The 23,225-nt window shown below is 29.3% G+C and carries 22 protein-coding genes and 6 tRNA genes; 14 read left to right on the top strand and 14 right to left on the bottom strand.

The annotated features are described in order from the left end of the window. Window positions 1-44: 44 nt before the first annotated feature. The 4 genes from BUA86_RS13440 to rlmH are packed head-to-tail and all read right to left on the bottom strand — an operon-like array spanning window position 45 to window position 2,860. A complete protein-coding gene (locus tag BUA86_RS13440) occupies window positions 45-965 on the bottom strand; it encodes a ribonuclease Z (protein WP_072933506.1) in 921 nt (306 codons plus the stop codon). Continuing rightward, window positions 962-1,543: an RdgB/HAM1 family non-canonical purine NTP pyrophosphatase gene (gene rdgB / locus BUA86_RS13435; RefSeq protein WP_072933504.1), complete on the bottom strand. Its 582-nt coding sequence runs from the start codon at window positions 1,541-1,543 to the stop codon at window positions 962-964. Before rdgB ends, BUA86_RS13440 begins: the two co-directional genes overlap by 4 nt. Continuing rightward, window positions 1,534-2,394, bottom strand: a complete 861-nt coding sequence (locus BUA86_RS13430; protein WP_072933502.1) for a CPBP family intramembrane glutamic endopeptidase — start codon at window positions 2,392-2,394, stop codon at window positions 1,534-1,536. Before BUA86_RS13430 ends, rdgB begins: the two co-directional genes overlap by 10 nt. Then, window positions 2,387-2,860, bottom strand: coding sequence for a 23S rRNA (pseudouridine(1915)-N(3))-methyltransferase RlmH (gene rlmH, locus BUA86_RS13425; RefSeq protein WP_072933500.1), 474 nt, complete (start codon window positions 2,858-2,860; stop codon window positions 2,387-2,389). Before rlmH ends, BUA86_RS13430 begins: the two co-directional genes overlap by 8 nt. A 58-nt stretch (window positions 2,861-2,918) precedes the next feature. Here rlmH and BUA86_RS13420 point away from each other — a divergent pair, with 58 nt between their 5' ends. Next, window positions 2,919-3,869 carry a YihY/virulence factor BrkB family protein gene (locus tag BUA86_RS13420; RefSeq protein WP_244891558.1) on the top strand — a complete coding sequence of 317 codons (951 nt, stop codon included), beginning with the start codon at window positions 2,919-2,921 and terminating at the stop codon, window positions 3,867-3,869. A gap of 156 nt (window positions 3,870-4,025) precedes the next feature. Here the strand turns inward: BUA86_RS13420 and BUA86_RS13415 are convergent, their stop codons facing one another. Continuing rightward, on the bottom strand, window positions 4,026-4,859 hold the full coding sequence (locus tag BUA86_RS13415) for an ion transporter (RefSeq protein WP_229731872.1): 834 nt from the start codon (window positions 4,857-4,859) through the stop codon (window positions 4,026-4,028). 76 nt (window positions 4,860-4,935) lie between these two features. On the opposite strand from BUA86_RS13415, the gene BUA86_RS13410 reads away from it, so the two are divergent. Beyond that, window positions 4,936-5,823 (top strand): TIGR01777 family oxidoreductase, encoded by an 888-nt coding sequence (locus BUA86_RS13410; RefSeq protein ID WP_083580379.1) that lies wholly within the window; start codon window positions 4,936-4,938, stop codon window positions 5,821-5,823. 7 nt (window positions 5,824-5,830) lie between these two features. Here BUA86_RS13410 and BUA86_RS13405 read toward each other — a convergent pair whose 3' ends face one another. Continuing rightward, window positions 5,831-6,478 carry a hypothetical protein gene (locus BUA86_RS13405; protein WP_072933492.1) on the bottom strand — a complete coding sequence of 216 codons (648 nt, stop codon included), beginning with the start codon at window positions 6,476-6,478 and terminating at the stop codon, window positions 5,831-5,833. Between the two features lie 145 nt (window positions 6,479-6,623). Between BUA86_RS13405 and BUA86_RS13400 the strand changes: the two genes are divergently transcribed. Beyond that, entirely contained in the window at window positions 6,624-8,489 is a 1,866-nt protein-coding gene (locus BUA86_RS13400) for a DUF3857 domain-containing protein (RefSeq protein WP_072933490.1), read from the top strand. A 39-nt stretch (window positions 8,490-8,528) separates the two neighbouring features. Here the strand turns inward: BUA86_RS13400 and BUA86_RS13395 are convergent, their stop codons facing one another. After that, window positions 8,529-9,512, bottom strand: a complete 984-nt coding sequence (locus tag BUA86_RS13395) for a LuxE/PaaK family acyltransferase (protein WP_072933488.1) — start codon at window positions 9,510-9,512, stop codon at window positions 8,529-8,531. 72 nt (window positions 9,513-9,584) lie between these two features. After that, window positions 9,585-11,231: a Na/Pi cotransporter family protein gene (locus BUA86_RS13390; protein ID WP_072933486.1), complete on the bottom strand. Its 1,647-nt coding sequence runs from the start codon at window positions 11,229-11,231 to the stop codon at window positions 9,585-9,587. A 268-nt stretch (window positions 11,232-11,499) separates the two neighbouring features. Between BUA86_RS13390 and BUA86_RS13385 the strand changes: the two genes are divergently transcribed. The 5 genes from BUA86_RS13385 (at window position 11,500) to BUA86_RS13365 (ending at window position 11,980) form a co-directional block, all read left to right on the top strand. Continuing rightward, window positions 11,500-11,573, top strand: a tRNA-Thr gene (locus BUA86_RS13385). 18 nt (window positions 11,574-11,591) lie between these two features. Further along, window positions 11,592-11,673, top strand: a tRNA-Tyr gene (locus tag BUA86_RS13380). 7 nt (window positions 11,674-11,680) lie between these two features. Then, window positions 11,681-11,754: transfer RNA gene (locus BUA86_RS13375), tRNA-Thr, on the top strand. A 44-nt stretch (window positions 11,755-11,798) separates the two neighbouring features. Beyond that, a tRNA-Thr gene (locus BUA86_RS13370) sits at window positions 11,799-11,872 on the top strand. Window positions 11,873-11,898: 26 nt separating this feature from the next. Continuing rightward, window positions 11,899-11,980, top strand: a tRNA-Tyr gene (locus BUA86_RS13365). Between the two features lie 106 nt (window positions 11,981-12,086). On the opposite strand, the gene BUA86_RS13360 is transcribed toward BUA86_RS13365, so the two are convergent. Then, window positions 12,087-12,845, bottom strand: coding sequence for a 5'-methylthioadenosine/adenosylhomocysteine nucleosidase (locus BUA86_RS13360; protein ID WP_072933484.1), 759 nt, complete (start codon window positions 12,843-12,845; stop codon window positions 12,087-12,089). Window positions 12,846-13,060: 215 nt separating this feature from the next. Here BUA86_RS13360 and BUA86_RS13355 point away from each other — a divergent pair, with 215 nt between their 5' ends. Together BUA86_RS13355 and BUA86_RS13350 are read left to right on the top strand one after the other, a co-directional pair. Next, a complete protein-coding gene (locus tag BUA86_RS13355) occupies window positions 13,061-13,720 on the top strand; it encodes a hypothetical protein (RefSeq protein WP_072933482.1) in 660 nt (219 codons plus the stop codon). 65 nt (window positions 13,721-13,785) lie between these two features. Beyond that, complete coding sequence (locus BUA86_RS13350) at window positions 13,786-14,115, top strand: DMT family transporter (RefSeq protein ID WP_072933480.1); 330 nt, start codon at window positions 13,786-13,788, stop codon at window positions 14,113-14,115. A 187-nt stretch (window positions 14,116-14,302) separates the two neighbouring features. On the opposite strand, the gene BUA86_RS13345 is transcribed toward BUA86_RS13350, so the two are convergent. From BUA86_RS13345 to BUA86_RS13335, 3 genes are read right to left on the bottom strand one after another with little or no spacing between them, the layout of a single operon-like run. Further along, window positions 14,303-15,652, bottom strand: coding sequence for a UDP-N-acetylmuramate--L-alanine ligase (locus tag BUA86_RS13345; RefSeq protein ID WP_072933478.1), 1,350 nt, complete (start codon window positions 15,650-15,652; stop codon window positions 14,303-14,305). Between the two features lie 19 nt (window positions 15,653-15,671). After that, window positions 15,672-16,556 carry a lysophospholipid acyltransferase family protein gene (locus tag BUA86_RS13340; RefSeq protein WP_072933476.1) on the bottom strand — a complete coding sequence of 295 codons (885 nt, stop codon included), beginning with the start codon at window positions 16,554-16,556 and terminating at the stop codon, window positions 15,672-15,674. Between the two features lie 19 nt (window positions 16,557-16,575). Continuing rightward, window positions 16,576-17,220: an NUDIX hydrolase gene (locus BUA86_RS13335; RefSeq protein ID WP_072933474.1), complete on the bottom strand. Its 645-nt coding sequence runs from the start codon at window positions 17,218-17,220 to the stop codon at window positions 16,576-16,578. Between the two features lie 516 nt (window positions 17,221-17,736). On the opposite strand from BUA86_RS13335, the gene BUA86_RS13325 reads away from it, so the two are divergent. The 4 genes from BUA86_RS13325 (at window position 17,737) to BUA86_RS13310 (ending at window position 21,430) form a co-directional block, all read left to right on the top strand. Continuing rightward, window positions 17,737-19,845 carry a M3 family metallopeptidase gene (locus BUA86_RS13325; RefSeq protein WP_072933470.1) on the top strand — a complete coding sequence of 703 codons (2,109 nt, stop codon included), beginning with the start codon at window positions 17,737-17,739 and terminating at the stop codon, window positions 19,843-19,845. Between the two features lie 98 nt (window positions 19,846-19,943). After that, window positions 19,944-20,675, top strand: coding sequence for a YebC/PmpR family DNA-binding transcriptional regulator (locus BUA86_RS13320; RefSeq protein ID WP_072933468.1), 732 nt, complete (start codon window positions 19,944-19,946; stop codon window positions 20,673-20,675). 99 nt (window positions 20,676-20,774) lie between these two features. Beyond that, on the top strand, window positions 20,775-21,182 hold the full coding sequence (locus BUA86_RS13315; protein WP_072933466.1) for a hypothetical protein: 408 nt from the start codon (window positions 20,775-20,777) through the stop codon (window positions 21,180-21,182). 163 nt (window positions 21,183-21,345) lie between these two features. After that, window positions 21,346-21,430: transfer RNA gene (locus BUA86_RS13310), tRNA-Ser, on the top strand. 481 nt (window positions 21,431-21,911) lie between these two features. Here the strand turns inward: BUA86_RS13310 and BUA86_RS13300 are convergent. Together BUA86_RS13300 and BUA86_RS13295 are read right to left on the bottom strand one after the other, a co-directional pair. After that, window positions 21,912-22,484 carry a hypothetical protein gene (locus BUA86_RS13300; protein WP_188435018.1) on the bottom strand — a complete coding sequence of 191 codons (573 nt, stop codon included), beginning with the start codon at window positions 22,482-22,484 and terminating at the stop codon, window positions 21,912-21,914. 281 nt (window positions 22,485-22,765) lie between these two features. Next, window positions 22,766-23,116: a hypothetical protein gene (locus BUA86_RS13295; RefSeq protein ID WP_143147333.1), complete on the bottom strand. Its 351-nt coding sequence runs from the start codon at window positions 23,114-23,116 to the stop codon at window positions 22,766-22,768. Between the last annotated feature and the right edge of the window lie 109 nt (window positions 23,117-23,225).

Here is a 23,225-nt window from a genome sequence, read left to right as displayed (position 1 = left end):
CTTGAATAAAAAAACGAATTTCGAAATACGAAATTCGTTTAAGCTTATTCTTTTATCTTAATTTCTTTTAAAACTTCTGGTAAAATAGTATTAGGAAACTCTTCTTGTGCTTCTAATAACAAAGGTTTATAATCGTGGTAACGATTAGAAAAATGTCCTAAAATTAATTTCTTAGCATTTGCAGCTTTTGCAATTAATGCCGCTTCTTTTGCTGTAGAATGACCAGTGTAAATTGCCAAATCTTTCAGTTCATGTAGAAATGTAGATTCGTGATAAAGTACATCAACATCTTTTATAATAGGAACAATATCTGGTTTATATTTTGTGTCTGAACAAAAAGCATAACTCAACGATTTTGGAGCATCAAAAGTTAAGTAATCATTTGAAATAATTTCGCCAGATTTTAAAATGAAATCTTTTCCATTTTTTAAATTTTGATAATCACAAACTTCAATCTCATTGAATGCTGTGATAGTATCCATGTTTAATTTTCGAGGCTTTTCTTTTTCTCTAAATAAATAACCATTTGTATAAACACGATGATTAAGTGGAATAGAAAAAATTTCTACTTTATCGTCTTCAAAAACTAAAACAGATTCTTTGGTATGTAATTCATTAAAAACAATATCAAAAGAATTATTAGATTCTGTTAAACGTAATTGTGTTGTAATAAATTCTTCAATTCCTTTTGGTCCATGAATATGCAGAGCTGTATCTCTTCCTAATAATTGAAAAGTAGAAATTAAACCAATTAACCCAAAAACATGATCACCATGTAAATGAGAAATAAAAATATGATTAATTCGGTTAAATTTTGCTTTTGCTTTACGCAATTGCACTTGTGTCCCTTCGCCACAGTCAATCAAAAAATGACGCTCAGCGATGTTTAATAATTGTGCGGTAGGATGAGTGAAAGCAGTTGGTAATGCTGAATTAAATCCTAATATTGTTAATTTTATGCTCAAACTTTAGTCAGGTTTGTTAAAAAAATATTTAGTTCTTGTACAGCTTTTCCTCTATGACTAATTGCATTTTTTTCTTCGGCGCTCATCTGCGCAAAAGATTTAGAAAAACCATTTGGAATAAAAATAGGATCGTATCCAAATCCATTATCTCCTAAAACTTCTGTAGAAATGGTTCCGTATACACGTCCTTCAAAAAAATATTCCTTTTCATTCAAAATTAAACAGAAAATTGAAATAAAATAAGCATTTCGGTTAGTTTTTCCTTCTAATTCTTTTAAAGCTTTGGCAATGTTATCTTTATCAAGTCCAGTTCCGGCATATCGATGAGAATAAACACCAGGAGCACCGTCAAGAGCTTCTATGACTAATCCAGAATCATCGGCAAAAATATTTTTACCAGTTTTTTCGAATATTGTTTGTGCTTTTAATTGTGCATTTTCTTCAAAAGTAGTTCCTGTTTCTTCTATCTCATCATGAAAACTGATATCAGTTAAAGATTTCATCGATAAGTAAGAAGGCAACATTTTAGCAACCTCTTTTACTTTATTCTGATTATGTGTAGCAAAAATTAATTCCATTCTAGTTGTTCGTTTTTATTGGTGTTTTTATAAAATAGATAAATGGCAACAATTCCTAGAACTGTCATTCCTCCGATAAGAAAGATGCTCGGTTGAAAAACTTCTTCCTCAACTTCACCATAAATCATCATAAAAGAGAAAGAAAGCGCATTATTTAAAAAATGTAATAGCATTGGTAAAAATAGCGATCTTGTGCGGTAATAGATATATCCAAATATAACACCAAGAAATCCTGCACCAATAAATTGCCAAGGATTCATGTGGGCACAACCAAAAATAAAACCATTTATAAGAATTGCTGTTATTGGATTAACTTTAAAGTTTAGCATTCCTTTTAAAATAATTCCACGAAAAATAATTTCTTCGAAAATTGGAGCTAAAATACACACCATTATAAAACCTGCAATTTTATAGTCGAGCATCATTTTAAAAGATTCTTCAAAAAGCTTATAAATGATTTCAAATGGTCCATCGGTAGGGATTAGGCTAGTAAAAAACTCGACTAATGGTAAAAAACAAACCCAGCAAGCAATTGCTAATATGACTTGCGTTATTGTAAATTTTCGTTTTATATCTTGAATAATAGGAGCAACTTTTGTCTGCGTCAACATTAATAAAATAACAATAGCAGCAATAGTACCTCCTAAAAAACCTAAAGGTAATAAGACGTGATTTAAAGGTTTATAAAAAAATCCTGGTACAGTTATTATTCCACCAACAATTTGCCAAGTAACAATTGCTACAAAGCTAAATAAGAGTGCTTGTAAAGCAGAAAAACTTAATTTTTTTGGAATATTATTTTGTTTTTCTATTTCTAAATGTTCTTGATAGGTACTCTTCTCGTTATTCATGATGATAAGGTTTACCTTGCAATATACTAAATCCGCGATAAATTTGTTCTGTTAAAAATAAACGAACCATTTGGTGTGTAAATGTCATATTTGATAGCGACATTTTTTTATTTCCTCTACTATAAACAGTTTCATCAAACCCATAAGGACCACCAATTACAAAGACAAGATTTTTTACAGATTGATTCATGTAATTTTGTATATCATCTGCAAATTGCTTAGAAGTTGGTTGTTTTCCTTTTTCGTCGAGAATGATAACAAAATCTGTATTAACAATTTTTCCTAAAATTTGTTCAGCTTCTTTCTGTTTTTGTTGAATTTCGGATAAATTTTTACGATTTTTGATATCAGGAATTTCAATTCTTTGATAATTGATGTGCGAAGGCAATCGATTTTCATACTTTTGTAAAAGCATCTCGATTGCTTTTTCATCGGTTTTACCAATACAAATAGTTGTAATATTCATTAATAAGAAATTAATTTAAGGCAAAAATATGCGCATTCTACAACATTTTAAAACATATATGGGAATAAATTATTTTCGCGAATGGTCGAGAACAAAAATGATGAATAAAAAAACAGGCATTTCAGTGTATGATTTTTTAAAAGTTTTTTGGATTCGCGTTATGAAAGGTAACTTCCCATTGCGTTCTGCGGCTGTTTCTTGGATATTATTTTTTAGTATGTTTCCTTTTTTACTTTTCTTGTTTACAGTATTGCCACATATATTTTATTATGAAGAAATAAAAACATTATTGTTTACAGAGTTTTTGCCAAAAATTTTACCAAAACATCTTAGTAATGAAGTAGTTTCTTATATAGAAAGTACAACAAAATTGCAAGGGAAACGAAAAGTGAATTATCTTTTGATTTTGATTACAATCTTTATGTCATCAAACGGAATACAAGGAATAATTAATGGGTTTAATGTGTCTTATCAAGATGTATATGTAAAAAGAAAAAATTCTAAATCAAGATTAATCTCAATTGTATTAACTTTATTCTTTACAGTATTCATCGTTTTACAAGTTTTTTTATCTTATTCAACCTCTGTTATTTGGAAGTATTTAACTCATGTTCCTTTTTTAAGCAAGTTGGGACAGTTTTCTTACATCATTAATTATGTTACAATCTTTATGTTCTATTTTGTTTCGATGTATATGTTATATTATTTCGGACCAAATCATAAAAAAACTAGAAGTACAGTTTTACCAGGTGCTATTTTAACATCATTTCTATTTTTATTGACTGTAATTGGTTTTAATTCCTACTTGCGTTATTTTACAAATATAGATTTGTTATATGGTTCTTTAGGATTAGTAATGATTATGATGATTTTTGTGTATATCAATGTTATTTTAATGCTTGTAGGATATGAATTAAATATGTCTATAAATTACACGAAATACTATGAACAAGTAAATCATATCGATAGTAATAGATATATTAATCTAGATAAAGAAGAAGAGGTGTAGGAACTAAGACTTAAGATTGTAAGGTGTAAGGTTTTTATGTGTGTAAGTTTTTAAGTTGTTATGTGTTTAGGTTGTTAAGAGTTTAAGTTTTTAAATTTGCTCACAACTCACAACTCACAACTCACAACTCACAACTCACAACTCACAACTCACAACTTATTCGTCTAATTTATGTCCGCAAGTTTTACAATAAATAGAACCATCTAAATGATAATCGTCTCCGCAATTTCTACATCTTTCAGTATTTTTTGGAATATCATTTTTTGATGCTTTATTCATTTCCATTGTCACAATTCCTGTAGGTACAGCAATAATTCCGTAACCGATAATCATTACAAGAGAAGCAAGAAATTGTCCTAATCCAGTAACAGGAGAAACATCTCCATAACCAACAGTCGTTAATGTTACAATTGCCCAATAAATACTAATTGGAATACTTGTAAAACCAGATTCCGGATGATCGTGTTCTACCGTGTACATAATAGATCCAATTACCACAACAATTAAAAGAACAAAAGAAAGGAATACAATAATTTTATCTCTACTTTCTTTTAATCCAATCATTAAAACATTTCGACCATGTGTAAATTGAGTCAAATTAAAAATCCTGAAAACTCTTAATAAACGTAAAATTCTAATGCTTGATAAATATTTACTTGCCTCGAAGAAGAAGCCTAAGTAGAATGGTAAAATAGATAATAAATCAATTAAACCATAAAAACTAAAAATATAACGCCATCTGTTTTTTACACAGTAAATTCTTAAAATATATTCTAAAGTGAACAAGATGGTTAAAATCCATTCTAAGATAATCAGTGTTAAATGGTAACGAGCATTAATTGCCGGAATAGATTCCATCATTACTAAACCAACACTGGTTAGAATTAGTAACAATAAAAGGATGTCAAAAAGTTTCCCGTACGGCGTATTGGCTTCGAAAATAACATCAAAAATTTTCTGTTTTAATTTATTTTCTTCGTCGGGTCCCATCTTTTTTAGAAAAGAAAATCGTCCTTTTAGCATTGGTATCAATTTTGAATGGCTAAATTAGAAAAAAATAATGAGTATGAATATTCTTCTTACAGGTGGAAGTGGATTAGTTGGTTCTAAATTATCTAAAAGATTAATTGAAAATGGACATGAAGTTAGAATTTTAACAAGAGAGAAGAATATAGAACATCCTTTTTATCATTGGGATAAAAATAAAGTTGATGAAAAGGCATTTGAGAATCTTGATGGCATAATCCATTTAGCTGGAGCTACAATTTCTAAGCGTTGGACAAAGTCCTATAAAAAGGAAATTTATGAAAGTAGAATTAATACAGCTAATTTACTTTATACATACACGGAGAAATTAGCTCCAAATCTAAAATTTTTTATTTCCGCTTCTGGAAGTAGTTATTATGGACAAATAACATCAGATACTATTTTTAAAGAAGAAGATTCACCAGGAAATGATTTTCTAGGAAAAGTATGTATTGATTGGGAAAATGCTGCTTATAAATTCAAAGCTTTTAAAACGAGAGTTGTTTGTTTGAGAACTTCCTTAGTTTTAGCAAAAGAAGGTGGAGCTTTCGATTTGCTTAAAAAACCAATTAAAATGTGTGTAGGAGCAAATTTAGGCGACGGAAAACAATGGATGCCTTGGATTCATGTTGACGATTTAGTAGAGATGTATGTAGAAGCTGTTGAGCAAGAGCAAATGAATGGAAGTTTTAATGCTGCTGTTCCAGAGAAGATTAATCATTCAACATTTAATAAGACATTAGCTCGTAAAATGGATAAACCTTTTTTTATGCCTAATATACCTTCTGCTTTATTAAGAATTGTATTGGGAGAGATGAGCGATTTAATTTTAAAAGGATCTCGATTAAGTTCAGAAAAGATAGAAAAAAGAGGATTTGTATTTAAATATCCAACCTTAGAAAAGGCTTTAGATAATTTATTGAAGTAAAACTGAATTATTTCAGTTTTACTTCAACAACTTCTCCGTCTGATTTTACTTCAACAAAAAGCTCTAAAAATTCATTATAACCTTTTGAGTAAGAACTTGGCGAATAGTAATCAATTCTTCCTCCATAACCATTATATCCACTTCCTGTGTATTGGTTGTAATTATAACTTAAAGAATAATCTAAACTTCCCCATAAGTAATATTTACCAGGTTTCATATCAGGAAAAGTAAATTCTCCAGAACTGTTTGTTACAGCATCTAATCTATAACGATAAGCATCCTTATCCATGTAAACGAATCTATTTTTTTTCGGATTATTCTTGCTTTTATCTTTCCATAAAGCATAATATTCCTCAAAGTAGGGAGTTACAGGAAATAATTGAATAGTAATTTTATTTGCTAAAACTTTTTTTCCAACCTTCATTCCATACCCATTTTTAGTACGAGTAAAAGCTGTACCAGTTATTTTTCCTTTTCCCATAGCTAAAGCTTTTTTAGCCTCAATAGAATCAAATTTTCTAGTAGGAAAAGTTACAACTTCAGATGCTTTTCTTTTTTGTTCATCTTTTACTGCTTTCTCTGGTTCAACGTATTTTTGTGCATTTACTGCTGTAAATGAAAACAATAGGGTGAAATACAAATAAATTTTTATCATAATTTAATCGATTAAGTATTTCAAATATAGTAAATTAATAAAATTCAAAACTTATTTAAAATCAGATTTTATAAATAATTATTTATTTTACTTTAAAAACATATTGTAAAGAGTAAATTTGCCATCAAATTTTAACAACCAATTAATGAAATTAAAATCTACACTTTTATTCGTTATTTTATCAGGTATTTCTTTTGCACAAACAAGAGATTTTAAATTAGGAAAAGTAACTGAACAAGAAAAAAATATTAAAGAAGTTTCTTACGATAAAAATGCAAATGCTGTTATCCTTTCAGAAGAGGGGAAAATGAATTTATCTTTTAGTAATTACTATTTAACTGTAAAAAGAAGAATAAAAATTCTAACAGAAAAAGGAAAAGAGGAAGCTAATATTCAATTACGTTATTATAGTGAAAATAAGAATGAATCTATTTCAGGAATAAAAGGAAATACGATAAATGTTGTAAACGGAAAAGAAGAAATTACACCTATAGATGCGAAAGAAATTTTTGACGTTTCCATTAACCAATTATATAATGCTAAACGTTTTACTTTCTCTAATGTACAAGTAGGTTCTATAATAGAATACACTTATACAAAATCTAGTGAATATAACTTTTCTATTGATGCTTGGAATTTCCAACATGATATACCAACGCTTTTTAGTGAATTTAAGCTAAATAATCAATCCAATGGAGGGTATTCAATTATAACAATTGGAGATGAAATTAATGCAAAATACAAAGGTAAAACGAGCAGTACAACAGATTGGATTTTAACAGATCAAAAGAGTTACAATGATTTAAAATATGTGTATAATCAGAATGATCAGAGTGAAAGAATAAAGTTACAGCACGATTCGTATCATACAGGAACAACAAAAAGTAGTGTAATGAATGCTTGGAAGGATTTAATTCGAGATATTAATTCTAAGTACGATTCTTATCGAAATCCATCTGCAATGCGAGATATAGCGAAAGTTATTCCAGATGGAGCTACAGAAATAGAAACATTAAGAAATATTGTGGAGTATGTAAACAATAATGTAAAATGGAATAATATTTATTCTATTGCTCCTCAAAAAACGAACAAATCTGTTTTAAAAGATAAGGTAGGAATGTCTGCAGACCTTAATTTATTTTTACAAGAGATTTTAACTGCTAAAGGATTTAATTCTTATTTAATCTTGGGTAGTACACGTCAATATGGACAAGTTTTGTTAAGTTATCCATTAATAAATCAATTTAGCTCTGTTATAACAGCTGTTCACTTAAAATCAGGACAAGTGATTTTGTTAGATGGTGCGCAATTAAACAAAGATCAAGTTGAATTTGCACCTTTAGAAATCTTTAATTATTATGGTGTTGTATTACAAAAAGGAGAACCAAGCTTTGTTAAGTTAACGCAGAAATTGTCAGAATATGAAGCTATCATTAGCTACCAATTTCTTAAAGATAAAGTTATTTTAAATCGTCAAGATCGTTTTAATGGATATTTTTATGATCAAGAAGCAGATGAAGAAAATGTTTTAAAAAGATATGTTACAGAATCGATGGATCAACGATTTGATATTGAAAATTCAGACGATTTAGAATATAGAGATAATAAATACAAAAAATCATATAAAGCTGTAAATAAGCAAGTAGGTTCACCTTTCTATAACTTTGCAAATCCATTACGTGCTTTCTTATCTAAATATACTTTTGATGATAAAAACCGTCAACGTAAAGTAGAATTTGAATTTCCATACTTTTTTAATATTCAAGTAAAAAGTAAAATTCCAGAAGGTTATGAAGTTGTTATAGATGAAAAATACAAAGCTCATCACAAATCAGAATTAGGTTTGGAATATTACCAAGAAGCAAAATTAAATGACAATGTCTTAACAATTTCATATCAATTTATTTTACCAGAAGGAGTATATGAAGCTGAGAAGTATAACGATTTAAAACAATTTTTTGATAAAATAAGAGAAGAATCGAACAAAGAAGTTTTAATGAAAAAGAAATAAAAACCACAAAAAAAGCTGTTTCGTTAGAAACAGCTTTTTTTATTCCATAATCATTAAGTTACATCCTCGTACGTCCGAATGATCGAAACGTCCTAGAATCTCAAACTGATTTTGAGCAATTTTTTTACCTAAGTCATCAGTCGCTATAAAGCTTATCGAGTTATAATTTGCTAAATCAATCACATTTACTCCGCCAGCTTTTCCTTGCGAAACATGGTTAAATGGATCTTCAGTCTCTCTAATTATAATTCGCATCCAATTAGGCGATTTAAAGGTTAAATCTCCACGAGAATATCCCTGAGAAAGTAATTCAGTCATTCCATATTCCGAATGTATCTCATTTGTTCCGAATCCATCTTTTAAAATTTGATGCAATTCTTCTCTTGTAATCTCTTTTTTACGACCTTTCATTCCACCAGTTTCCATTACAATTGTATGCTGTAAATTCATTTTATAATTTTCAACAAAATCTAATAAGGCAAAAGAAACACCAATTAAAATCGCTTTTTTTCCTGTTTTTTCGTGTTCGATGAGGTTGTTGTATAATTCATCATGATTATACAAATAGAAACCACTTTTATCACTTCCAGATTTATCAATCCAATATTCTACCATATCAATAAGCGAAGAACCAGTTCTTTCTAAATAAGAAGGAAGAAGTGCAAAGATTGTATAGTCATTTAGAGGACCATAAAACTGCTCAAAACATTTTTCTAAACTATAATGATACAATGCTAAATCTGTAACGAGATGTTGGCTTGTAGTCATTCCTGTTGTTCCAGAACTAGTAAAAACTTTTTCAATAGCACGATTACCAGAAACAATTTCATATTTTTTGAAAAATTGAATTGGTAAAAATGGAATATCATCTGTATGATTTATCGTTTTATAATCGATATTCAGAAACTTAAGAAAGTTTTTATATACCTCATTTTCTTGTGCTTGATAACGGAAAACTTCCAATGCAACATGCTGAAAATCTTTTTCAGATTGAATAGAAAAAATTTGTTTTGAATCGAACATTCCGCAAAATTACAAAATAGGAGAGAAGTAGAAGAATTAAATTTCTCTCTCAGAAAATCATTTATAGAAAAATTACTGATTTTTAAGCTTTACAATTGTTTTATTTGCTTTGTATAGATGATCTCCTAAATCTTCATAATTCTGAATTAAATCTTTATAGAAAAGAGCACTTGTTGTTAACAATTTTTCTCTTTCTATGGTTTTCATAAGATTTGCTTCAGCATCCTTAAAAATAGTATTGATTGTTTTTTCTATAAATTCAGCTTGGTCTATTGTAACCTCTTCTTGTATTTCGTTTAAATTCTGATTTAAGATTCTTGTCGCTTGATCTAAATTATCTTGAAAATCGACTAAATAAGAGCGCATCTTAGGTGTAAAATAACTATTTGTCATTCTACGACGACGATGTATAGAAGAAATTTTAATTGCAATATCTCCAACACTTTCTAAATGATGACAAAGTGTAATTAACTGTAAAGTAGCTAAAGTATTTTCGTTTGGTAAATCAAGTTCAGTAATTTCATTTAAGAATTGATTCACTTCTTTTTCTAGCTGATCACCTTCTTTTTCTAATTCTAAAATACGTTCTCTAAAAACCAAAATTTTCTCTTCATCACTTTCGGTAATCATTCTACCAAGTGTATAAATTGTTTGTTTGGTTGTTGTGGCTAATTTTAATAGTTTCTTATTGGCTTCATTTTGATATAAATCAGAATTTGTTCCAAATGGAATTGCAAAAAACTCAATTTTTGTATTAGATTCTTTAAGCGAAAAGTATTTCTTTTGGCAATAAAAAGCCAAACGATTTATAAAAGGGAAAAACAAAATTACACCAATAACATTCGTAATAGTGTCATATGCAATTAATTGTACGGCAAGATTAGATGATAGGTATTTCCCTATAAACTGTAACAATAAATTAGTTGTAAATAGAAAAATAAGAGCAACAATAACATTAAAAAATGTATGGAATGCTGCTACAACTTTTGTGTATCTATCACCAATTGCTGCAACTAAATGTGCTGTAAATGTAGTTCCGATATTTGCTCCTAAAACAATCATAGCAGCTAATTCTAATGGTAAACCTTTATTCGTTAATAAGATGGCAATGGTAATTGAAGCAGAAGAAAAATGAACAACTACAGTTAATAATATTCCAAAAAATATAAATAAAAGATTCGTTGCCAAACCAAGGTTAGAAACATGCGTTATAAATTCTTGAAAAGCTTGATTGTTTTCTATCGACGGTAAAAATTTCTTTAAGAAAAATAATGCTAAGAATAGTAATGATAAAGAAAATAAGATACCACCTAATTTTCTATAGTTTCTTTTCTTAGATAAATAAAATGGAAATGCAATTAGTGTTAATGGTAGAGCAATTAAAACCAAATCGAACTTTAATCCAAAATAAACCAACCACAATGTTAGGGTTGTACCAATATTTGCACCTAATATTAATCCAAAAGCTTTTTTCAAATTAATTAAACCAGCATTCATAAATCCTAATATAAAAACACTCGCTGCAGATGAGGACTGAATTGCAGTAGTAAAGAAAGTACCAGTAACAATTGTAGAAAAATTGTTGCGTGTAAGCTTATTTAGTGTTTTTTTAAAGTTAGAACCCGAAAGAGCTTGTAAATTTTCACTCAGTAATTTAATAGCAAAAATAAATAAGGCAATAGCTCCAAATAATTGTAATATTTGTATAAAAAGGTGCATTAAATTTATTAATAAGGAACAAAATTAATAAGTTCAATGTAAATAGAACATTATCTTTAATTATATTTTTTTTAAATATTTTTTTAGAATCTAAAATTCTGATTTTCAAAATTGAAGTGATTTTTTTGAAAAAACTTCTGATTTTTTTTTGAAAAACATTTGCGAGATTCGAAAAACTGCCCTAATATTGCACCACGAAAAAGGAACAATATCTCTTTAAGAAATAAGTTTCGGTTTTCAATTTGAAATATCAAATAACAATATTTTTGCCGATGTAGCTCAGCTGGCTAGAGCAGCTGATTTGTAATCAGCAGGTCGTGGGTTCGAGTCCCTCTATCGGCTCAGTAAAAATATAAGGTTGGGGAGATACTCAAGCGGCCAACGAGGACGGACTGTAAATCCGTTGGTTTCACCTTCGCAGGTTCGAATCCTGCTCTCCCCACAAAATTGCCGATGTAGCTCAGCTGGCTAGAGCAGCTGATTTGTAATCAGCAGGTCGTGGGTTCGAGTCCCTCTATCGGCTCAATAAAAAGTTTTTATTTTTACTTTTAAAACAAAAAATAATAAGCCGATGTAGCTCAGCTGGCTAGAGCAGCTGATTTGTAATCAGCAGGTCGTGGGTTCGAGTCCCTCTATCGGCTCATTTAAAAATACTTTATTATAGGTTGGGGAGATACTCAAGCGGCCAACGAGGACGGACTGTAAATCCGTTGGTTTCACCTTCGCAGGTTCGAATCCTGCTCTCCCCACAAATAAATCCATTAATTTTAGTTTTAAGAATGAGTTCAATTATAATATTGAATGATTTTTTTATTAATGTACATCAAAAAGAAAAAGCCCTTTTGCAAGGACTTTTTATTTGATGATGTTTTTAATTATTTCTATCGAATAAACATTCGAAATTTTCTCTATAAAGCTATTAAAATCTACTGTAGACTTATCGTCAGCCTCATCAGAAATTGTTCTAATAATAATGTAAGGAATTCCAAATTCATAACAAACCTGTGCAACAGCAGCTCCTTCCATTTCTACACACAATAACTCTGGTAATTTTTCTTGTAATTTTTCCTTTTGCGAATTAGTAGAGAAGAATAAATCTCCAGATCCAATTAATCCGACATGTAATTGTGGCGAATGAATATTAAACTTCTTTAAATCTTCTTCTGTTATAACATCGTATAAATTTTGCTGTTCTAACATTTCAAGAATAGTCGAAGTGGCAAGATCTATTCGCTCATTATCACTATTAAAATAAGCTTTGTTTAATAAAGGAATTTCGTAAGCTGGGAATAGTGGATGAGCATTCATGTCGTGCTGAATTAAACTTTCTCCTAAAACAATATCACCTATTTTTAATGAAGAATGTATTGCTCCTGCAACACCAGTAAAAATTAATTCGGTAATTTTAAATTCTAAAATAAGAGTAGAAACAGTAGTTGCAGCAGCAACTTTACCAATACGAGAAAAAACAACAACAACTTTCTGATTGTTTATTTCCCCAGTATAATAGGTTCTTTTCCCTAATTTATGTTCTTTTTTGTTTGACAATAAACTAACAACTCCATTTATTTCTTCTGGAATTGCGCCCATTATCCCTATAATTTTTTCGCTCATTTCATTTATTTATAGAACGAAGTTAACTAATTATTTTCTGTATTTGTAAACAGAACAATAAATCTCATAAATTAATATAAAAGGTATAGAAATGATAATGAGTAATGTGTTTAAAATATCTCTTAACATGGTACAAATGTATAAATATAAAATATGTTAAAAATCAATTGCGTCATTTTTTTTTGATGCGTATGTTTGCACTTTAAAATTAGAAAATGAGAAATACTTATACTTTAATAGCTATTTGTGCTGCAATGTCATTCTATAGTTGTAACAATAAAACAGAAGAACAACCTAAAGAAGAGCAAGTAGAAAATCAACAAACAGAAACAACAGAAGAGCCAACAGAAATTGTTACGGGAGTTATCCGTAAATCTAATGTTGAATGGATGGGATATAAAACAACAGAAAAAGTTGGTGTTCCTGGTCATTTTGACGTTGTTTTGGTGAAAAACGTTAACGAAGAAGGTAAGACTCCGCAAGAAGTTTTAGAAGGAGCTGATATCGTAGCGTTGGTTTCATCTTTAAATTCTGATATGATTGTTAGAGACGAAAAGTTAAAAGACATTCTATTTGGTAATATGATTAACACAAAAGAAATTAAAGGTCAGTTACGTTTTAAAGAAGGTAAAACATTTTTAAAATTAACATTAAACAATACTTCTAAAGAATATGAAGTACAATCTTCTTTTGAAAATAATGTTTTTACAATTGAAGCTGATGTTGATTTAATGCATTTTAATGCAAACAAAGCTTTAACAGCTTTAAATACTGATTGTCTAGATTTACATAAAGGAGCTGATGGAGTTTCTAAAACATGGAGTGAAGTCCATATTAAAGGTCAAGTGGAGTTTAGCGAAAGTTTCGGAAAGTAAACAAATAGATTTTATATAACTTTGTAAGGCTGCAATTGTGTAGCCTTTTTTATTATTGAAAAAAGATGAATTGGATTTTATTAATTATTGCAGGTTTTTGCGAAGTAGGCTTTGCATCTTGTTTAGGTAAAGCAAAAGAAACGTCAGGAAACGAAGCGTACTTATGGTATGGTGGTTTTCTTTTCTTTTTAGTTGTAAGTATGGTTTTATTGGTAAAGGCAACACAAACTTTACCTATTGGTACAGCTTATGCCGTTTGGACAGGAATAGGAGCAGTGGGAACTGTTTTAGTGGGGATTTTTATTTTTAAAGAACCTGTTAATTTCTGGAGAGTTTTCTTTTTAAGTACTTTAATCTTCTCTATTATAGGATTGAAATTTGTTTCGAGTCATTAACAGGTAAAACTATAAAATTTTATTGTCAAGCTGAGCCTGTCGAAGCTCTCATCATATAAAAGTATAATGTCATGTTGAAAACGAGTCCAACATGACATTTTTTTTGTAAATATTCTATGTAATTAAATAGAAGACTTTGAGATTATAAAAGATTTCTCACGACTCAAATCTCACATCTAATTTTAAATTATTTAAATAATTCATTCAGATTAATTCCACCGAAATTACCAGAACTCATCATTAAGAATATTTTATCTTTTTTATCTAAGTGCTCTATATATTCTTGTAATTCTGTTCCATTTGTAAAAACTAAAATAGAATCATCTCCAAATGCTTTTTTAATATCATCTGGTGAAATCATTTCCATTCGTTTTATTTCTAAAGCCTCTGGACTATACATTACAATTTTTATATCAGCCTTATCTAAAGCACCTTTGTATTGAACAAGAAATTCAGGATTTAAAGATGAATAAGTATGAATTTCTAAACATCCTACAACTGTTTTTTCTGTGTATTGCTCTTTTACAGCATTTGTAACAGAAGTTACTTTGCTAGGAGCATGTGCAAAGTCTTTGTAAGCAACAAAATCAGAAGTTCTATTAATTAATTCTAATCTCTTAGAAGCACCTTTAAAAGATTGTATTGCTTCGTTAAAATCATCATCCATTACACCTAATTGCTTACAAATAGCACGTGCACCTTCTAAATTCATTAAATTATGATTTCCAAAAACTTCTAACGGAATAGGTCCATCTTCAGTTTCTATGAAAGTAACACCATTATCTATAAAATGATTTGGTAAATGATAAGGGAATTTTTTAATGGCTTTTTCTGTTTCATCAACAACTTTTACAACTTCTTCATCTGTTTCGTTATAAATTAAAGCACCACCAGCAACTATAGAATCTACGAATTTTGAGAATTGAGATGTATAATCTGCAAATGTTGGAAAAACATTAATATGATCCCAAGCTATACCAGAAATAAGCGCAATATTTGGTTGATATAAAAGAAACTTAGAACGGCGATCTAAAGCAGAAGATAAGTATTCATCACCTTCCATAATCATAAATTCGTTTTCCTCCGTTAATTTTACCATTACATCAAAACCATCTAACTGTGCGCCAACCATGTAATCAACATCAATATTATGGTAATGTAGAACATGCAAAATCATAGATGTAATAGTTGTTTTTCCATGAGAACCACCAATTACAACACGTGTTTTATCTTTAGACTGTTCGTATAAATATTCTGGATATGAATAAATTTTTAAACCTAATTCCTGTGCACGTAACATTTCAGGATTATCAGCATGTGCATGCATTCCTAAAATTACAGCATCTAAATCTTCTGTAATTTTTTCTGGAAACCATCCCATTTCTTCTGGTAAAATTCCACGTTTATCTAAACGAGTTTTAGAAGGTTCAAAAATCGCATCATCAGAACCAGAAACTTGATATCCTTTATCATGTAATGCAATTGCTAAATTGTGCATAGCACTTCCACCAATTGCTATAAAATGAACTTTTTTCATTTTTTATTCGTAATCTTTATTAGTCTTTTTTATTTTCTTCGTCGTATCCTATATCATCGAAGTTATCAAATTCTTCATCATCTTCATTTAGATAATCGTCTAATGATCTTTCGCTATTTTCTGCTAGAATTTCATCCATCGATCTAACTAAGTTAAACTCTGGTGTTTGTTCTATAGAATGCATTATTTTTTGCATAATAGCATCGCTCGAATCGTTTTCGTAATCAATTTCTAAAGGCTCTTTAAACGTTAAAGTAGCGTTTATTCCACGCTTTTTTATACGTAAACCTTTTTTATCGAATGCTCTACGGAAACCATCAATAACAACAGGTATTACAATAGGTTTATTCTTTTTTATTAAATGTGCAGTTCCTCTTCTTCCAGGAGCAAATGCAGTTGTTGTTCCTTGTGGAAATGTAACAACCCAACCACTTTGTAATGCCTTATCTATATTATTAAGTTCGTTAAGATCGACTCTTCTGTTTACATTTTCACCTTTAGCTCGCCATGTTCTTTTTACAGTAACAGCACCAGTATAAGCAAAAAGTTTTGTTAGAAGATTATCTTTCATTGTTTCTTCTGCAGCAACGTAATAAAAATCAATTTTAGGATTTAATAGGTAAATAGGATTTTTGATTGTATCGATGAATCCATTTTTAACACTACAAAATACATGGTACATTGCAAAAACATCAGCAAAATAAGTCTGATGATTTGATACAAATAACACATTTTGTTTTGGTAAATGAACTAAATTTCTAGTTCCAGTAACTTTCAGTTTATTAAAACCATTGTAACGATTATACGTAAATGATCCCAATAAAAAGATTAAGGTTCTTTTCAGGAAATATAAATGTCCAAATGAATCGCGAAAGGCGTTCTTTTTTTTAGCTTTTTGAGACACGTTTTCTTATTATTTTGTATTACAAATTTAAGACGATTTTTATATAATCTTTAAATTCTTCTAAAATCATTGCAGTAGCACCCCATAAATATTCGTCATCACCAATATTATAACCAGGTATTTCTACTGTTTGACCAGAAAATTCGCGTTCAAAAACTTCGTAATCTGCATTAACAAAAGCTTCTAAATCTAATGGTACAACATATTGTACTTCTCGCATATCTGGCATAAATTCTGGCTCACCATTATAAACACCAATGTATGGATAAACAAGAAAGTTACTTGGTGGAATATAAATTTCGCTTAGCTGTTTTATAATCTCAATATTTTCATATTCAACACCTAATTCTTCCACAGTTTCTCTAATTGCTGTTTCGTCGAAACTAATATCTTGCTCTTCGAACTGTCCTCCAGGTAAAGAAAATTGATGAGAATGTGCGCCATCATACGAAACACGCATTGTTACAGGAAATTCTATTTCACCATTTTCGTTTTGATACAATAATATAAGTACAGAGGCACTTTTTGGATTGGTACGTTTTACCAATTCTAAATCAAATTTATCTCTGTATGGAGGAGAAAGCTTTTCGTGAGAATCCCATGCTGGAAGTGGCTCTACGCTTTCTGATAAAATATATTTTAGTTCTTCTAAATCTAAATTCAAAGTATATTATTTAATTGATTGTAATAAATGCAAACACATTTATCAACGTCAAAGTTAACCATTTTCTAAATGAAAACCGAAAAGCTAAAAATGAAAAATATATTTTAAGCTTGTCACATTAAGCCCGTCGATATGTTATTTCTATTTCTGATTAACTAATATTTAAGGTCTTTTATTTTGTCATTTCGAGTGATTTTTCGAAATGAAATGGAGAAAAATTGTATCGAGAAGTAAGACAAAATTTATTAAAAATGTCCAATTTCTCGATACAAAATTCTAAATGAATTTCACTCGAAATGACATTTTTAAACGTCATTTAAAAATCAAACTTTTAAGTTTCGTCTATCTTTTTATAATAGCGTTAGGGGGTGAAGCGGCATCCTTTTACGAAGCGAATAGCGAAGTAAAAGATATAGCGGAAGACCCGACCGAAGGGAACGCCCAAAGTAAAAATAAGTCTTATTTGAAATTTAAGATTTTAAACCTTAAATTCGTTCAGTTATAAAAACGTACAAAATGTTTAACAATAAATTATTTTACGGAATGTTGCTTGGCTCATCTATTTTAGCAACTTCTTGTAGTCAAAAAACATCAAATCCAATGTGGAATAATCAAAATCCATTTTTCAGCGAAAGTAAATTACCTTATCATACAGCAGATTTTTCTAAAATAAAAAGTGAAGACTTTAAACCTGCTTTATTACAAGGAATGGTAGAGCAATTGGCTGAAATTGAAAAAATAGCGAATAATTCGGCAAAACCAACCTTTGAAAATACATTGGTTGAGATGGAAAAATCTGGTCAATTATTAGCAAGAGTAAGTCATGTTTTTGGTTTATTAACAGGAGCAGATACAAATGAAACATTGCAAGCGGTAGAAGAGGAGCTATCTCCAAAATTTGCTGCACATAGTGATGCTATTTATTTAAACGATCAACTTTTTAAAAGAGTAAAAGCATTGCATGATGCTAAGAGTACTTTAAATTTAGACAAAGAATCTGCACGATTATTAGATGTATATTATCAAAAATTTGAACTTGCAGGAGCTAATTTATCATCAGCGCAAAAAGAAGAATTAAAGAAATTGAATGGAGAGATTGCTTCTTTGGAAACAAAATTTTCTAATCAATTATTAAAAGGAACAAAAGCTGGTGGAGTTGCTTTTTCTAAAGAAGAATTAGTAGGGTTAAGCGATGCTGATTTAGAATCTTTTAAACAAGCAGATGGTACATATTTGGTGAGTTTGTTGAATACAACACAACAGCCAGAATTACAAAATATGACAAGTAAAGCATCTAGAAAAAAGTTATTTGATGCAGCTTGGATTAGAACAGAAAAGAAAGATGAAAACGATACGCGTGCTACTATTCTTACTTTAGTGAAAAAACGTGCTGAAAAAGCGAAATTGTTAGGATTTAATAATTATGCTGAATGGAATTTACAAGATCAGATGGCACAAAATCCTACAGCAGCAAAAAAACTTTTAAATCAAATGATTCCTGCTGCAACAGCAATGGCAAATAAAGATGCAAAAGAATTTGAAGCTTTAGCAAAAAAAGAAAACTCGGCGAATACTTTAACTGCAGCAGATTGGAATTTTTATGCAGAGAAAGTTCGTAAAGAAAAATATGATATTGACGAAAGTGCAATGAAACCATATTTTGTTTTAGATTCTGTTGTAGAAAATGGTGTTTTCTACATGGCGAAACAATTGTACGGAATTTCATTTAAAAAACGTACTGATATCCCTGTTTGGAATGAAGATGTAAAAGTATATGAGCTGTTTAATGAAGATGGTTCTCAATTAGGATTATTTTATACAGATTATTTTAAAAGAGATACAAAACAAGGAGGAGCTTGGATGAGCAACCTTGTAGAACAGTCTCATTTATTTGGAACAAAACCAGTTATTTATAATGTAGGAAATTATACTAAACCTGCAAATGGACAACCAGCTTTAATTTCTTATGATGATGTAATTACAACTTTTCACGAATTTGGACATGCATTACATGGATTTTTTGCTAATCAGAAATATCCAACTTTATCTGGAACAAGCGTTTCGAGAGATTTTGTTGAATTCCCGTCTCAGTTTCATGAGCATTATGCAACAGAGCCTTCTATCTTAAAAAATTACGCGAAACATTATCAAACAAATCAAGTTATCCCAGATGAATTGGTTGCAAAAATGAAGAAAGCAGCGAATTTTAATAAAGGATATAGTTTAACAGAATTACTTTCTGCAGCCTCTTTAGATTTGTCTTGGCATACAGTAAATGTTGATGCAAATATTACTTCTGTAGATGAATTTGAGAAACAAGCTTTAATTGATAATAAAACAAATTTACCACAGGTTCCACCACGTTACCGTTCATCTTATTTTAGCCATATTTTTGGTGGAGGATATGCAGCAGGTTACTTTGCATATATTTGGGCAGAAATGTTAGATCATGATGCATACCAATGGACGTTAGAAAACGGAGGAATGACACGTAAGAATGGACAAATTCTTCGTGATAAAGTTTTTTCGCAAGGAAATTCGGACGATTTAAATGTAATTTATAAAAACTTTAGAGGAAAGGAACCTTCTATAGAACCAATGTTAAAATATCATGGATTAAAATAAATCCAGAAAAATATAAAATCAAATTAAAATCCAAGGGCATAGTTCTTGGATTTTTTTTGTTTTATGAATAAATTTGCATTCTGTAAAAACAAGTAAAAATGGGAAGAGCATTTGAATTTAGAAAAGGACGTAAAATGAAACGTTGGGCAGCAATGTCTAAAGCGTTTACTAAAATTGGGAAAGATATCGTAATGGCTGTAAAAGCCGGTGGCCCAGATCCGCATTCAAATTCTCAACTTCGTGCTGTAATTCAGAATGCCAAAGCGGCAAATATGCCGAAGGATAATATTGAGCGCGCAATAAAAAAAGCATCAGATAAAAATACTGAAAACTATAAAGAAGTAATTTTTGAAGGTTATGGACCTCATGGAATTGCTATTTTAGTTGAAACTTCTACAAACAATAATAACCGTACTGTAGCTAATGTACGTTCGTACTTTAGCAAATCTAATGGACAATTAGGTACACAAGGTTCTGTAGAGTTTATGTTTGATCATATTTGTAATTTCAAAATTCAGAAACCAGAAGGAGCAGACATCGAAGAATTAGAATTTGAGATGATTGATTTTGGTGTTGAAGAAATTTTTGAAGATGAGGATGGAATTGTTTTAATTGCACCTTTCGAAAATTATGGAACAATCTTTAAATCTTTAGAAGAAGGAGGATTTGAGATTATTTCTTCTGATTTTGAAAGAATACCACAAACAACAAAAGAGTTAACAGAAGAACAAAAAGCTGACATCGAAAAATTATTAGAAAAATTTGATGAAGATGATGATGTTAACAATGTTTATCATACAATGGTAGAAGACGAAGAGGAGGAAGAATAGAAACTCCAATTCTAAAATAAAAAACTATATAGTGTAAACCGTTCAAATTTTGAGCGGTTTTTTTTATATTTAATAGGATTTAAAATAGTTAACCGTTATATGATAAAATTTTTTACACTACTAAGTCTTATTTTACAATTTTGCTCTTTTTGGATAGCTGCACCAGAAGTATTAGGAGCAGATTGGTTAAAGAAAACAGAAACATTAATCCGCAATACAATTAATAAACTTCCGCAAGTTATTTTAGGAATATCAGGAATGATTTCGGGTATTGTTTTTTATCATTCTATTAAGTCTACGGTTGCACTTATAGCCATAGTTGTTGTAATGTTAGTTTTAATGCTTTTTTCTAAGAGAATAGAAAAACTTTTAGATAGAAAAATTTCGAAGCCATTAATGGATAAATTAATCTTGAATGATAGTTTTCGTTTTACATTACTTAAATTTTCTGCAATCTTTTTTACAATAGGTTTCTTTATTCAGCTTGCATTAGAGGTTATAAAGTAGAGTTGAGGTTATTATTTAAATAATAATGTAAAAAATATTGAAAATATATATTTGAAAATGAGTAAACTATGTTTTTAAGTTAAAAAAACTTTAAATCATCGTTTGGAAATTCGAAATAACATTCTATATTTGCACTCGCAATACCGATATAAGCGGTGTTACAGGAGAGTTGGCAGAGTGGTCGAATGCGGCAGTCTTGAAAACTGTTGAGGGTCACACCTCCGGGGGTTCGAATCCCTCACTCTCCGCTAAGAAAACCCAATAGAGCAATCTGTTGGGTTTTTTGTTTTTTCTGAGGTTGTTGAAAATTTTATTTTCATAAAACTGAAAGGAAAAACAAAAAAATAGATGCGGAGCATATAAGATTTTCTTAGAATAACGAGCAAGATGCTCGCGTTAGCTGGGGAGGTCTAACGCAAAAAATAGTAGACTAACAAAAATGTATTTTTTGATGTATCTTCTTCGATAATCCTTCGACCGTTGTTCGACTGTTGTTCTACAAAACATACTTTTTCTCAAACCATTGTCGAAGGACACTTGAACAAACCCCGATGAAACTGGCTATTATGCAACTAAGAAATATTGATAATAAAACAAGAGGTATGCCATATTGTGTAAAACAAATAACCTCTATAAAATCGCTTTTAAAGAGGTTATTATTTATACTATTTTGTGTTTTTGTACCTAAAATTGGAGTTGCGAAACATTTATTGATGTTAGCAATAGTGTCTATATGTGCGGATTTTCTTTGTTTTTAATTTTCTCATCAACTTCATTAAGTATGATGTTTTTTATAAATTCTATGAAATGATTAACGCTTTCTTTATTTTCTGGATGTTCCTTAAAATATTCTATATTTTTTTTATAAACTTCCTCTGTAAATCTGCGTTGTGTAAATTTTTTTGACATTTCATTTAGTATTCTTTCTTCTATTGCTTTTAAAATAGAAGTTATATCTAAAGAAAGACAAATGAACATATAATTCATATCTTCTTCTAGCGAATTACCTTTTTCATCAATTTCGTAAATTTTTAAAAGCTTATTATAGTTTCTCGTCAGCTCAAAGCATTTCTCAAAAGTGTCAATTTCATACAGATGAGCAAATTTGTTTCTTATTTCCATAAATATTTGAAATTTGATACGATCATTCTTTTCAAGATATTCTAAATCTAAAAGTAAATTTGCTTTTGCATTAAAACTTAATGCTTCATTTGAATTACCGAAAGATTTGGTATTTCTAAATTTAACACCCAGTATAAGAGCAACAATTGAATTTATGTAGTGCTCAATTTTTACAGACATTTCAACAACAAAATATCTTGGCGAATTATTCGAGAATTCTTTCATTAATTACTATTATCATTTTTTACGAAATAAAAATAATTTTTCGTAAAAAATTAGCTATATCTATTTTCGTGAAATTATACCCAAATATACAAACAAAACTAAATTGTATAACTTGTTGTGTGAAAATATAAAACCTCGCTAAAAACATTTAGAGAGGTTATATAAATTATTGTTATTATTATACCATAATTTTGTTCTACGAGCAAGACGAAAGCTTAGTTATTAGCTGATGTTTTTTATTTTAGTGATTCTTTTTTGTTTTTAATACCATTTAATATCTTTTCAAACATTTCTGAAGGTTTAAATTTTAATCCTTTAAACAAAGTTATTGCTCGGTCAAATGCTATGAAAGATACTAATGATTGTAATATAGGTTTTTCAAATAATGGAATTTTATCACAAAAATCAAGATTTTGAAAATTATAAACATTAAGAAAAATTATTGCAATAAAATTAAATGTGTAAATTATTATTTTAAGATTATCTTGTGATAATAAATATTCTGAAATTTCTTTAATATTATATGGTTTAAGTTTTTGGGAATCTTTATATCTCGCAGGGCTAATTTTTGCTACAAATAATAACATAATCTTATTACAATTAACATAAAATAAATAGACAAAAAGTAAAGATAAATATATTTTAAGTTCAGTATTAATTAGAATGTCAAAATGAGTTAATGCTAATGAAGAATAT

This window comes from Chishuiella changwenlii (genome assembly GCF_900142565.1).
GTDB lineage: Bacteria > Bacteroidota > Bacteroidia > Flavobacteriales > Weeksellaceae > Empedobacter > Empedobacter changwenlii.
Note: the sequence above shows the minus strand (reverse complement) of the source record. Positions and strands in the feature narration are given on the sequence as shown.